10 protein-coding genes are annotated in these 13,453 nt (G+C 59.7%); 8 read left to right on the forward strand and 2 right to left on the reverse strand.

The window, feature by feature from the left end; genetic code table 11:
- Positions 1 to 162: 162 nt before the first annotated feature.
- The 3 genes from MRS74_RS13480 to MRS74_RS13490 all read left to right on the forward strand — a co-directional run bounded on the left by MRS74_RS13480 (position 163) and on the right by MRS74_RS13490 (position 4,659).
- Positions 163 to 591 (forward strand): hypothetical protein, encoded by a 429-nt coding sequence (locus tag MRS74_RS13480; RefSeq protein WP_254580799.1) that lies wholly within the window; start codon positions 163 to 165, stop codon positions 589 to 591.
- An 85-nt stretch (positions 592 to 676) separates the two neighbouring features.
- Complete coding sequence (locus tag MRS74_RS13485) at positions 677 to 1,798, forward strand: TonB-dependent receptor (protein WP_254580800.1); 1,122 nt, start codon at positions 677 to 679, stop codon at positions 1,796 to 1,798.
- 8 nt (positions 1,799 to 1,806) lie between these two features.
- Entirely contained in the window at positions 1,807 to 4,659 is a 2,853-nt protein-coding gene (locus MRS74_RS13490) for a bifunctional diguanylate cyclase/phosphodiesterase (protein WP_254580801.1), read from the forward strand.
- 93 nt (positions 4,660 to 4,752) lie between these two features.
- Here the strand turns inward: MRS74_RS13490 and MRS74_RS13495 are convergent, their stop codons facing one another.
- A complete protein-coding gene (locus MRS74_RS13495) occupies positions 4,753 to 5,448 on the reverse strand; it encodes a winged helix-turn-helix transcriptional regulator (RefSeq protein ID WP_254580802.1) in 696 nt (231 codons plus the stop codon).
- A gap of 199 nt (positions 5,449 to 5,647) precedes the next feature.
- Here MRS74_RS13495 and MRS74_RS13500 point away from each other — a divergent pair, with 199 nt between their 5' ends.
- The 5 genes from MRS74_RS13500 (at position 5,648) to MRS74_RS13520 (ending at position 12,285) form a co-directional block, all read left to right on the forward strand.
- Positions 5,648 to 6,169 carry a flavin reductase family protein gene (locus MRS74_RS13500; RefSeq protein WP_254580803.1) on the forward strand — a complete coding sequence of 174 codons (522 nt, stop codon included), beginning with the start codon at positions 5,648 to 5,650 and terminating at the stop codon, positions 6,167 to 6,169.
- Positions 6,170 to 6,292: 123 nt separating this feature from the next.
- Entirely contained in the window at positions 6,293 to 7,429 is a 1,137-nt protein-coding gene (locus MRS74_RS13505; protein WP_254580804.1) for an acyl-CoA dehydrogenase family protein, read from the forward strand.
- 724 nt (positions 7,430 to 8,153) lie between these two features.
- Complete coding sequence (locus tag MRS74_RS13510) at positions 8,154 to 9,932, forward strand: SLC13 family permease (RefSeq protein ID WP_254580805.1); 1,779 nt, start codon at positions 8,154 to 8,156, stop codon at positions 9,930 to 9,932.
- Between the two features lie 146 nt (positions 9,933 to 10,078).
- A complete protein-coding gene (locus MRS74_RS13515) occupies positions 10,079 to 12,037 on the forward strand; it encodes a sensor histidine kinase (protein WP_254580806.1) in 1,959 nt (652 codons plus the stop codon).
- 38 nt (positions 12,038 to 12,075) lie between these two features.
- A complete protein-coding gene (locus tag MRS74_RS13520; RefSeq protein ID WP_254580807.1) occupies positions 12,076 to 12,285 on the forward strand; it encodes a DUF3565 domain-containing protein in 210 nt (69 codons plus the stop codon).
- Here the strand turns inward: MRS74_RS13520 and MRS74_RS13525 are convergent.
- Positions 12,282 to 13,433, reverse strand: coding sequence for an NAD(P)/FAD-dependent oxidoreductase (locus MRS74_RS13525; protein WP_254580808.1), 1,152 nt, complete (start codon positions 13,431 to 13,433; stop codon positions 12,282 to 12,284). The two genes, MRS74_RS13520 and MRS74_RS13525, sit on opposite strands and share 4 nt — an antisense overlap.
- Positions 13,434 to 13,453: the final 20 nt, after the last annotated feature.

The raw sequence follows: 13,453 nt of genomic DNA on the forward strand, positions 1-13,453 counted from the left end.
ACCGCCCTTTCACGGCGGTAACAGGGGTTCGAACCCCCTATGGGACGCCATTTCAAGCAGATTTCACTTTTGAGTCGCCTCAGCCTTATTCTTTCCTATACTATTGATCGGCTTGACAGGAATATCAGAGTTGTCAGGAATATCAGGGGGTAGCAAGGGATTGTGGGATATTTTCTGCGTTATGGGGTGCTGGCACTCGTGCTTGGCATATTGCCGGCGCAAAGCCTGTGGTCCCAAGTTGTGATTGCCCATCCGGGGGTTCAGACCGACTCCCTCAGCCCAGCCTATCTTTTTTCGCTCTTCTCCCTGCGCAATCGCCACTGGCCCCAGGGGCAGCCCGTCTCACTGATCGTATTTCAGGATCAGCATCCCGCCCACGTTAACTTCGTCAAGCAGGATCTGGGTGTATTTCCCTATCAGCTGCGCAGCATCTGGGACCGGTATATTTTTTCAGGCGCCGTGCAGGCACCCAGGGTCGTCGACAGTGCTGAAGAGATGCTCTATTGGGTAAGTCATACCGAGGGCGGGATTGGCTACCTTGAATCTGCGGTTGGCGATATTGCGGGGGTACGCGTCATTGAAATCAAATAGCCTGGCCTGTCTGATGGGGGTAATGCTGCTTATTGCGGCTTGGGCGGTGCGAGCCGATGGCACGGCATCGCCAGCTAATTTGCGTATGAATGGCTTTGTCACCCAGGGTTACTTTCTCACCGATCACAACAATATTTATGGCAGCAGTGAAGGCGGCAGCTTCGACTTTCATGAACTGGCGGTCAATGCATCCTGGCGACCTCGCTCAGACCTGTTGCTCGCCGGTCAGCTGATGTCCCGCCGTGCCGGCAAAGTCAATGACGGTTCACCGCAGGTGGATTATCTGCTGCTGGACTGGCGTCTACAGGACAGTCTCACGACCCAGAGCGGTCTGCGCCTGGGGCGGCTAAAGGTGCCCTATGGCTTTTACAATGACACCCGGGATGTGGCCTTTACGCGGCCTTCGATTCTGCTGGCCCAGGAAATTTATTACGACATGTCCCGTGATATTGCGTTGTCCGTTGATGGCGCAGGTTTCTATCGTCAGGGGATGGCGGCTGGCTTCAACCTGGACCTGGACCTGGTGATGGGGGTTCCCAAGCAGGATGTAGCGGTCGAATACCCCTATCTCGGGGGGGATATGCCCGGCGAGTTTGATTCAGGCAGGGCTCTGATTGGTCGTCTGATACTGTCGGACCCGCAGGAGCGCTGGCGTGCCGGGGTCTCGTTGCTGAGCTTTGATCTGGATTATGAGGCTTTTGATGATCCGGTTCCCGTGCTCCTGCCGGGGGATGGACAGCTGCACGTGGATATTGCCGTGCTGTCCGGGCAGACGCGATATCAGCGCTGGCTCTTTACCGCCGAGTACATGTTGCAGCATATCGACTGGAGCGAGCTGGGTGGGGTTGTGGCGCTCAAGCCAGAGGTCGACCTGGAAGCCTACTACCTGCAGGCTCAGTATCATTTTTCCTCGCAATGGGACCTTATCCTGCGATATGGCGAAGCCTATCTTGATCGTGACGACCGCAGCGGCCAGGCTTACCAGGCGCGGCTCGCTGAGCTGGGTATCCCTTCGCAGTCTGCAGTGCGCTACGCCAGGGATTTGACCCTGGGGGTTGGCTGGCAGCCGTCGCCTGCCTGGCTGCTGCGGGCTGAATGGCACCGTGTGCGGGGTGACCTCTGGCTGCCTGGACAGGACAATCCGGACAGTCTGCAGCTGGAACGCAACTGGAATCTGTTTGCGCTCCAAGCCACCTACCGGTTTTAGGAAGCGCTATGAGTACCAGAGCGACCAGAAGCAGCACCTTCATCAGTCTTAAATGGAAACTGATGTTAATTCTGCTGATGACGCTGTCCCTGGTCTATGGTCTGGCTCAAGCCCTGTCCTATTCGCGCCAGCAGCGAGAGCTGGCGGCCGAGCTTAGTACGCGCAGTCAACAGCAGCTGGACATGCTCAATGCTACGGTGGATACGAGCTACAGGCGTCTGCTGGACATTGCCCAGATCATGCTGCTGCCGTCAAGTGACGCCCTGGCTGCGCCGTCTGACCCCCCCTTTCCGCAACAGGTCTCGGACATGGACAGTCGCGCGGAGAACGTCCTGATGCTGGGGGTGGTGGATCTGGTGCAGCTGTATAGCGCCGATGGTCAGTTGCAGAGCGCCTGGGGGGAGTCGCTGGTTATCAAGCCAGAAGTAGTCCGCAGGGTGCTTGAGCTTGAACAGCCGCAACAGAGTATTTCATGCGAGCAAAATTGCCTGCGTTACCTGGCCATTCCGGTGATGTTCGGCGGCGGCACGACTGCGGTCATGCTGGTGGGCAGCCTGATGCATGATGTGGTGCTGGAGTACCATCGCCAGAGCACCGTGGATATCGGCCTGCTGCTGGTGCCCTCAGAACCCGATGGCTTGCCGCCGCGTCTGATGGCGCTTACCAACCGTGGCCGCTATGAGTCAATGCTCAGCCATATGAACCTGATGGCGCAGCTGGAAAGCCCCGGCTCCAGCTTCAGGCTGACTGTGGATGGGCGCGAGCTGGAGCTGGTGTTATCACCTCTGGTTCAGGATCTGTCCGACAGCCGCGCCTACTGGCTGATTATCAGTGATATCACGGCACCGCTGGACGCCATGCAAAGCCGGCATCTGTTCGACATGAGCGTCGCGCTTAGCGGCATTGTGCTGGCCCTGATCCTGTTGGCGCTGATGCTGCGTCGTCCGCTGGGCTATCTCGGGCGCCTGGCCGAACAGCTGCCACAACTGGCCAGGGTCGGCGGCCTGCGCAAGCAGGAGTTGCAGCAATTGCCGGTGGGATTCAGTTCTCGGGTCTTTAGTGACGAGCTGGATCTGCTGGCGGACAGCGCCTGCGAGCTGGCCAGCCGGCTGGATGAGCTGGAGGACGCCGTGGCTGACCATACGCTTCATCTGGAGCGGCGCAGCGCGGCACTGCAGCGCGAACGTGACTTTGTCTCCAGCCTGTTTGATACGGCGGAGGCCGTGATTCTGACGCAAAGTCGCGCAGGGGTTATTCAGTCCCTGAACCAGCATGGCAGTCGTCTGCTGGGGCTGGCCCTGCCGTTGCAGCCAGGGTATCGCTTCGATGATATAGGGCTGCTGGCAGAAAGCGATGATGCACAGGCGCAGCTGCAGGCGCTGTATCAGGGGCGCAGTCCGCGGTTGCAGCTGGACACACGCTTTGTGACCGACGACGGGCGCGAGCTGCACCTGTCTTGGCAGCATTCGCGGCTGCGTGACGCAGGCGATCGCGATGCCTATATTCTCTCCATCGGGCTGGACATGACCGAGCGGCGTCACGCCGAAAGTCGCCTCTACTGGCTTGCCAATCATGATCCGCTGACCCGCCTGCCCAACCGCCAACTATTTTTCGAAGCGCTGGTACAGAGGTTGAAGAGTGCGGCTCAATCCGGCCGGGAGCTGGCCATGCTCTGTTGTGACATTGACGATTTCAAGGGCGTTAATGACAGCCTTGGGCACCATGTGGGCGATCAGCTGCTCGAGGCTGTGGCGCTGCGCATCGGTGAAATTACCGCTGAAGAGCATCATCTGGCACGTCTGGGGGCAGATGAATTTGTACTCATGCTGGAGAGCGAGCGGGATATCGCGGCGGCGGCCACGCAGCTGGCCCAGCGCCTGATTAGTGCTTTTGTCGAGCCGTTTCGTCTTGGAGGGTACGAAATCTACAGTACCCTCTGTATTGGTATCAGTCTGTTCCCGGAGCACGGCCAGAATGCCAGCGATCTGGTTAAGAACGCGGACCTGGCGATGATCGAGGCCAAGGAGCAGGGTGCTGGGCGCTACCGTGTCTACCACACGGCACAGGGCAGTGTTCGGGTAGAGCGCTTTACGCTGGCCAATGAGTTGCGCCGGGCAACGGATAGGGGCGATTTTACCCTGCAGTATCAGCCCAAGGTGGATGCGCGCAGTGGCCTTGTCTGCGGTATGGAGGCGCTGGTGCGCTGGCAGCATCCCGAGTTTGGTGCCGTGTCACCGGGGCGCTTTATTCCGCTGGCCGAGGAAATGGGCCTCATTGTGCCGCTGGGGCGCTGGGTGTTGAACGAGGCCTGCCGGCAGATGGCGCAGTGGCAGCACGACGGCATGATTCCGATTCGTCTGGGGGTGAATCTTGCCGGCCCACAAATAGCCCACGAGGGTCTGTTGCAGGAGGTGGACGATGCGCTGGCGCATTCCGGCCTGCCGCCGGCCCTGCTGGATCTTGAAATTACCGAAAGCTTCGTGATTCGCCAGCCGGAGCTGACCATCAGCAAGCTGATTCAGTTGCGCGAACGCGGTATCAGCCTGTCTATGGATGATTTCGGTACCGGCTACTCGTCACTGAGTTACCTCAAGCGCTTGCCCATCAATACCCTGAAAATAGATCAGAGCTTTATACGCGACATCGGTAAGGACAGGGATGACGAGTCGATCGTCAAGGCGATTATCGTCATGTGCCGCAGCCTGGGCATTGGGGTGCTGGCCGAGGGCGTGGAAACTAGCGAGCAGCTCGACTTTCTGCTTAAGCACGGCTGTCATCACATCCAGGGGTATTACTACAGCCGCCCGCTGGATCCTGAGCCCCTGTGGGACTTTGTAAATCAGCACGGGAGTCCGGAATAGGCGTCGCCGGGGGCATCGGGTGATGCCGGGATGTTTCACCATGGGCCTCAGGCCAATACAGGCCCGCCAAACACCAGCACGTCCACCCGTGTATCACGCGGGCTCAATGATCTCCCGGGCGGTCGGGATACCTGCAAAAATGCTCGGCTTCAGCCAGCGCTCGATATTTTTGGTCAGATCGGAATGTCCGACCAGTTGCAGCTGTCCCTCGGCAACGGCCTTTTTGTAGCTGAGCTCACCCATCCACAACTGGCACATGGTCTTCAGGCCAACGTTGAAATAGACATCCACCTCTTTACCGGGATCGTGAACACAGACATCGACATCCGCACCCTTCACGACGATCCACCAGCAGGGGTGCTCCTTGACGTCTTCGAAATTGAATCGAATAACGGTTTCATTGCCGATCAGCTTGTCGGTACAGATGCTGCGTTGCAGATAAAGCATCAGCAGTTCGAGGTCATAATCGTCTTCGACAAGCTGATTGCGCGCCCAGCGCATGCCCCAGTGACCGACTTGTTCGATGACGGGCATCAGCTCCTTGCAGGCCTCGGTCGGGAAATACTCGTAGCCCCGCTGACCTGGAATGCGTCTGCGCACTATAAGTCCGGCTTCTTCGAGGCTTCCCAGGCGTTTGGTCAGCAGGCTCGGTGAGATCTGACAGAGCCCGCGCTGAAAGGCGTTGAACCGGGTCGAGCCCATCAGCAGTTCCCTTACCAGCAGCAGAGTCCAGCGTTCGCCCAGCACTTCCATGGCTTTGGCAATGGGGCAAAATTGGTAATAGCTCATGGTGTACCTCTTGCTATGTATTAGCCCTGCGGGCCAATAAGAAAGCATGTCAGGTCGTGTTTTCCGGAATTCACTATCGACAGTAGTTAGTTACTACAAAAACTGTAGCTGGTTCCTGCTGTTTTTGAAGCATTATCAAAATCCCCGGTGGATTAATCTGAACAGCATGAAAGCTACAGATTAAACCGGAGGCGCCATCATGTGCAGAATAATAAAAAGTCATATCGATAGTACCGATTTACGCAAGACGCTCAGCACCTATCCAACCGGCGTATTGGTGGTAACGGCCACCGGCCTTGATAAGCAGCCCAGGGGCATGACCATCAATAGCCTGGTTTCAATCTCCCTTGATCCACCGTTGCTGGGCTGGTGTCTTGATCTGAATGCCGCCAGCTTTGCCGATTTTGCCCATTGCCGCTTCTTCAGCCTGTCGGTGTTGAACCTGCGACAGGCTGCACTGGCAAAACGCTTCGCAACCCGCGGCCTGGACAAGTTTTCCGGCCTTGACTGTCGGCCGGGGCCTGAAGGCGGCGAGGACGCACCGCTGTTGATCACCGATGCCTGCGCCTGGATTAGCTGCAAGCTTTACCGTTTTGTGCCCTTGGGCGATCACCTGATGCTGGTGGGTGAGGTGCTGCATGTCGAGATGGGCGATGCGCAGCCGCTGGTTTTCGCCGCCGGGCGCTTCACCAGGCTGGACGCTGAACAGCAGGTAGCCTGAAGCCGGCCTGATAATCCGGCCGCTAGGTCAGCGAAACAGGAGCCCGGCGGCTGTTGTGTAATGAATACCTTTGACTGATGTGATCAGTCCTGCAAAAGAAAAACAAATAGAGGAAATAACCCAATGAAAACAAGAGCACTTGACCCTCGTCTGGCTGAAGCACTGGAACGAATCGGTGAGCAGTTTGCGGAAAATGGTGAGGTGGCAGAGCAGGCCGAACGGTTTTCCCAGGAAAATTATGCGCTGTTGCAGCGGGAGAAAATATTTTCGGCACTGGTGCCCGAGACGCTTGGCGGGGGAGGTCACAGCTACCAGGATTTGTGCAGTTTCCTGAGGGAGCTGGCTGCACTGCATCCCTCCACGGCGCTGGCCTGCTCCATGCACCAGCACATAGTGGCGGCCAATCGCTACAACCACCTGAATGGCCGTCCGGGCCAGGCTGTGCTCGAAAAGGTGGCTGCCCGGGAGCTGGTGCTGGTCAGCACCGGGGCCGGGGACTGGCTGGCGTCGAACGGTCAGCTCGAGAAAATCCAGGACGGCTTTGTCTTCAATGGCGTCAAGCATTTTGCCAGCGGCTCGCCGGCCGGCGATGTGCTGGTGACGTCGGCGCCCTACGAGGATCCGGAACAGGGCTGGCAGGTATTGCATTTTCCGGTACCGCTGGGCGCCGAGGGGGTCAAGATGCTCGATAACTGGACACCGCTGGGCATGCGCGGTTCGGGTTCGAACAGCCTCAGCCTGGAAAATGTATTCATTCCCGAGGCCAGTATTGCGATGCGCCGTCCCCGGGGAGAATTCCACCTGATGTGGTGCGTGGTACTGCCGGTGGCGCTGCCACTGATCATGTCGGTGTACTACGGCACGGCCCGCGAGGCGGCGAAGCGCGCGCGAGATCTGTGCCGCACCAGCCTGGATCCGGTAACCCCCTATCTGCTAGGCGAGATGGAAAACGCACTGATCTGCGCCGAGATCGCACTGAACAGCATGATCGATATCGTTGACGAGTTCGGCTTCAGCGCGGATCTGGCAACGGTCAATGAAATAGTCAAACGCAAAACCCTGGTTGCAGAGGCCTGCAAACGGGTGACCGCCAAGGCTCTGGAGGCCTGTGGCGGTCGGGGCTTCATGCGGGGCAAGGGTATCGAAAACCTGCTGCGAGATGTGATGGCATCCCATTTCCATCCGCTGCAGGAGAAGCGCCAGCACCTGTTTACCGGCTCACTGGCCATGGGACTGGAACCCCCCACCCAGGCGTTCTGAAGTCTGGCTGGTCTGGCAGACGTCTGTATTTTGGCAGGGCGAGTGACCGGGTCATGAGTCCTGCACCTGACATACCCGCTACGGGGAGGCAGTTATGAAGTTGCTTAAATCTGTTATCAAAAACTTGAAATCCTTGCATCAGTCCCGGAGTCGGGCTGGGCGTACGGCAGTAACGTCACTGGATCGGCATACACTGAAGGATATTGGTGTTGACCCCATGGCGCTCGAGCTTCAGCGCAACGAACGCCTGTGGCAGGAGCTGGCGTCATAAGTCTGCAGTGCCAGGCCACGGCCCATGCTCCGGCGAGAGCAATGCCGGGGGCTTTCCTGAGCTTCCAGCCGGAGGGAGGGGCTCCTGCCGTTACCGGTCAGGGGGTTCAGGCGGGCGCATAGGGCCTGAGCTGCTGTATTTTCCCCCGCGGTGCCCTCTGATTGCCCTGCCTGATTCTTTACCGCCAGTGAGCCTGTCCAGACGCCACTTCCCGCCTGCCTGGTCTTGCAGAAGTGTCGGTATTATTCATGGCGGGATCTGTTGTTGCATCCGGGGTCTTTGGCGGCGACCGCTGGTGAACTGGAGCATTCTAGATGATGCTTTAGAGCGCGTTCGTTTTTTCGCCAGCCAGGGCGCGCGACGGCGCCAGCTGGTGGGCCGCAATAGTGCTTTGCCTGTTTATTCGCCCTGCGGTGCTCTATTATCAGGGGCTTGTGAGCAGGGGGCTTGTACTTGAACACTGACCAATGGCTGATTACTGCAGTTCTGATGTTGACGCTGGTGCTCTTTGTCTGGGGAAAGTATCGCCATGATGTGGTGGCTGCGATCGCACTGGGGCTGTGCGTGCTGGCAGGCCTGGTGGCGGCTGAGGATGCCTTTGCAGGCTTTGGCCACCCGGCGGTCGTAACAGTGGCAGCGGTGCTGGTGATCTCGGATGCGCTGCGCAGTTCCGGCGTGGTGGACCTGATCGTACAGAAGATACTGCCCTACACCGAGCATCCGCTAAGCCATATCCTGATCATGACCTCGGTCGTGACGGTGGCGTCGGCCTTTATGAACAACGTGGGGGCACTGGCGCTGATGCTGCCCGTTGCGCTGGCGACCTGCAGCAAGCACCAGCGCTCGCCGGGGCTGATTCTCATGCCGCTGGCCTTTGGCAGTATTCTGGGAGGCATGACGACCGCCATAGGTACGCCGCCCAATATTATTATTGCCATGATGCGGGCCGAGGTGAGCGGAGAGTCATTCAACATGTTTGATTTCTCGCCGGTGGGGGTGGCCATCGCCATTATGGGCGTGCTCTTTATCACGCTGCTGGGCTGGCGCCTGATACCGGCGGCACGCCTCAAGAGCAGCTCGCCCGAGCAGCTGTTTGCCATTGATGACTACCTGACAGAAGTGATAGTGACCGCAGATTCGGGCCTGGTGGGCCGGCCGGTGGAGGATATCGACGGCCTGGATGAGGGCAGCATCGAGGTGGTGGGTGTGGCGCACCGCCATGGCAAGACGCTGTCGATGCGCCCGGGACAGCTGCTCAATGCCGGCGATATTCTGATTCTGCAGGCCGACCCGTCGGAAATTCAGCCTTTGCTCGACAAGAACGATCTGGAGTTGGTCACCAGTGCCGACAAGAAATTTGCCGAGCTGACCCAGGGCGACTTCACCCTGGTGGAGGGGGTTATCAAGCGAGGGTCGGTGCTGGAGGGGCGCGATGTGTCCTTTTTGCGCCGGCGTAGCGGCAGTTCCCTGGCGCTGGTCGGTCTGGCCCGGGAAGGGCGGCAGATTCGCAGGCGGCTGCGGCGCGAGCAGTTCCAGGCCGGTGATATTTTGCTGTTGCAGGGCCCTGCCGATGATGTCGAAGAGCAGCTGAGTGAGCTGGGCATGATTCCGTTGGCCGAGCGGAATCTCAGCCTGGGACAGCCGAAAAAAATTGCCATCGCACTGACCATCTTCGCGGTGGCCATTGCGCTGGGGGTAGCCAAGGTGCTGCCGCTGGCGATCGTATTTTTTCTTGCTGTTGTGGTCTATCTGCTGCTCGAAATTCTGCCGGTGCGCAACCTCTATAATGCCATCGACTGGCCGGTGATCATCCTGCTGTCGGCCATGATTCCGGTGGGGTCTGCGCTGCAGAGCACGGGGCTTACGCAGTTGCTGGCCACCCAGGTACTGGCGCTGACCGACGGCATTCCGATCTATCTGGTCATCGGTCTGGTGCTGGTGGTGACCATGTTCCTGTCGGACATTATCAATAATGCGGCCACGGCCGTGATCATGGCGCCGCTGGCCTACGGTATAGCCATGGGGCTGGGCGTCAGCCCTGATCCGTTTTTCATGGCCGTGGCGGTGGGGGCATCCTGTGCGTTTCTGACCCCGATCGGGCACCAGTCCAACACCCTGGTGCTGGGCCCCGGCGGATACGCCTTCGGGGATTACTGGCGCATGGGGTTGCCGCTTGAAATTCTGATCGTGCTGCTGGCGGTACCGCTGATACTGCTGGTCTGGCCACTCTAGCGACAGCATCGCGGCCGTGGAACAATGCCGCGCTCGACAGCGACGCCGTCTGTCGGGAAAGGCTGAGGCTCCTTTGAACCTCATCCTGGGGCTACACTATTGATCTATACCGCTGCAGTCTGGCGCTGAATAAAAGGACTTTGAGTATGCCGATGTCAGATGCCGCAGCTGAGCGCGCGGCCCGGCCTGAAGCCAGGCCGGGCGGGGGGCTTAATGCCGTCAGGGCGACCTGTTTTGTGTTGGTGCTGGCGATAGCGACGCCGGTACTGCTGGGCTGGTTGCTGCCGTCTGTGGGCGCACAGTTACCCGGTGACTGGTTCCTGATGAAGGCCAACACGGCGCTCGCGTTCCTGCTGTGTCTGGGGAGTTACCAGCCGGGCGGGCCGCCGCTCAACCGATTGCGGCGCGGCGCAGCCCGCCTCTGTGTGCTGTTGGTGCTGCTATTGTCCGGCACTGCCTTGCTGGGGCACCTGAGCGGACGGACCTTTGGGCTCGATACCCTGCTGGCGGCGGATGCGGCGGCTGATCTGCCGGGGCGCATGTCCCTGCAGACGGCATTGCTGTTCCTGGTCATCGGCTTGACGCTCGTTGCCGAGTCCAGCCTGCGGGGCCGCTGGCGCAACAGGGTCGCCGATAGTCTGAGTATCGTCATGGGCGCCATGATACTGATCATTATTGCCGGCTACAGTTTCAAGGCGTCGCAGCTGTTCAGCCAGTCCTCCTTTACCGTTACCTCGCTGCAAACCCTGGTCTGTTTCGTCCTGCTTGGCACTCTGGTGATTATCAGACGCACAGAGTCGGGTTTCTTTTCTCTGCTGGTGGGGCAGGGGCTTGGCAGCCTGATTGTCAGGAAGGCCATTGCGTTGGCACTGCTGTTGCCTTTTATCCTCGTGGGTGGAGCGGACTACGCGATCTCGGCCGGCTGGTTGCCCAGAGCCTATGCGGCGGCACTGATATCATCTATCACCTCGATGATGCTGCTGGTGTTGCTGATGCTGCTGGCCTGGCGCATCAGCGAATCCACCCAGGCGCTGCAGGAATCCGAGCGGCACAATCGCCTGCTGCTGGACGCCGTGGGCGAAGGCATTTACGGTCTGGACCTTGAGGGCCGTGTCACTTTCTCGAACCCGGCTGCCTGCCAGATTCTCGGATATCGTGCCGACGAGCTGCTGGGGGCTCATATGGCCTCGCTGATTCAGCCTGGCGGTCAGGGCGCTATGGCTAAAGACGCAGGTGCAGCGCCTCTGGACAAGGTGTGCCGAATGCAGGATGAACAGTTCTGGCGCCGCGACGGCTCACACTATCCGGTGGAATACACCCGCACACCGCTGCGAAAAGACGGCCTGGTGGTCGGTACTGTGGTTGTTTTCAATGATGTCAGCGAGCGCAGAAAAGTAGAGCGCATGAAGGACGAATTCATTTCCACGGTCAGTCATGAGCTGCGTACCCCCCTGACGTCCATCAAGGGGGCGCTTGGCCTCATAGTAGGCAACAAGCTGGGTGAGGTACCGGCGCCGGCACAGCGGATGCTGCAGATCGCCTATGACAACAGTCACCGGCTGGAGCAGCTGATCAATGACCTGCTGGATATCAACAAGCTTCAGCTCACCGACAACAGTTTCCAGCTGCACCCGCTATCGATTCAAGCCCTGATCGACAATGCCGTCGCCTCGATGCAGGGCTATGCCGACAAATACGGCGTGCGCTGCGTATGGACGCCCGCCGAGAATCAGGATGCCTGTGTGCTGGGGGTCGAGGGCCGGCTGATGCAGGTGATGGCGAATCTGCTGTCCAATGCCATCAAGTACTCCCCCGAGGCAGGACAGGTTCGGATTGAAAGTCGTGTACTGGGTAAACGGGTGCGTATCAGTGTGTCTGATAACGGGCCGGGGGTTGCGATCGAGTTTCAGGGGCGCATTTTTGAGAAATTTTCCCAGGCGGATTCCTCCGATACACGGGAGAAAGGCGGCACCGGGCTTGGGCTTGCGATCACCAAGGAGATCGTGGAAAAGCATGGCGGCACCCTCAATTGCATCAGTACGCCGGGCGAAGGTGCCTGCTTTAGCTTTGAGTTGCCGCTGAGTCCAGTGACTGAACCCGCATGAAGCAGCCTGCATGAAGCCCTCCATATGAAGCCGTTGGCATGAAGCAACCCATTACGGGCTATCACCAGGATGAGGCCGATGACTGGGTGGCGCAGCTGGCCTGCGGCCATTTTCAGCACCTGCGGCATAACCCGCCCTGGGTAAGCCGCCCCTGGGTGATCACCGAACAGGGGCGGGCGTCAAAGCTGGGCTGCGAACTGGAGTGCAAAAAATGCGATCAGGGCGCGCCAGCGGATCGCTGTGACTAGATCAGGCCATCGCCGCTGTCGCCGCGCCGCCGTCGCCAGAAGGGGGCGTTCCAGAAGCGTCTTTCGCCATGGTAGAGCTGCCGCCGAACCCCGGCATACTGATTGAAATCCGCAAACACCCGGTCCTGGTAGCCGGCCAGGGCCGACCCTTCCCCCGATAGCGCATACTGTACCATCGCGGCGGCGGCCTGCTGACCCTGCAGCAGGGCCTTGGTGATGCCGGCGGACGAGATCGGATCATAGCAGGCGGCGGCATCGCCCACGGCCAGCCAGCGCTCGCCGGCCACCGCGGACAGGATCGACGAGAAGGCCGGCCGCAGCAGTATCTCGAGTGTTTCCGCGGGCGTCTGGCTAATGGACGAGGGCAGCTGATGGCGCAGCCATAGTGTCTGCTTGAGCGCGTCAAGCCAGGCCCTGGGCTGCTGATACCGGTGCAGCTTCACCTGCGCGCGGTCCGAACAGAGTGTCAGTATCATGCGGTTGTCCGGCAGCCGCGCCCCGTACCACCAGCCGTTTTCGGTTGCCTCGATGAGTGAATGGTGCAGGCTGATGTCCTTGTCGTGCGCGCTGAACAGCGCGCAGGCAAACAGCACTTCATCCAGCAGATTCCGGGCGACGCCCGTTTTGCGCGCAAACACCGACGCCGAGCCGCTAGCATCGACCACGAAGCCCGCCCGTATGCTTTCCTCGCGAGCGTCCGGGGTGCGGAACACCAGCTTGTAGCCAGGCTCCCGGGATTCTGCGCGAAGCAGGCGGTACCCCTGGTAGTGTTGTATGCCGCGCCAGTCGACGGCCTGGCTGAGCTGCTGCTCAAACAGAGCGCGGTCGAGGTGGTAACCCTGACCCGACAGATCGTACAGAAAGTCATTGTGTCCCGGCCGCTCGCTGTTCCATACCGACATGCTGCCGGGGCAGACCAGGTGCCGCGCCAGATGACGCGTCGCGAAGGGGCCCAGCAGGTCTTTCAATGGGGGTGTCGCGGCCGGCGGGATGGATTCGCCTATCCGGGGGGACAGTGCCCGCCCGGCATCGAACAGCAGCAGGGGGAAAGGGTAGCCTTGGCGCTGCAGTGAGATCGCGGTGGCAAGCCCGGCGGGCCCGGCGCCGATAATGGCGGTGGGCAGCCGGGTGCTGTCGCTCGAGTTCATGCTGTCATCAACCCTTGATG

Source organism: Marinobacterium sedimentorum, from assembly GCF_024267675.1.
Classification (GTDB): domain Bacteria; phylum Pseudomonadota; class Gammaproteobacteria; order Pseudomonadales; family Balneatricaceae; genus Marinobacterium_A; species Marinobacterium_A sedimentorum.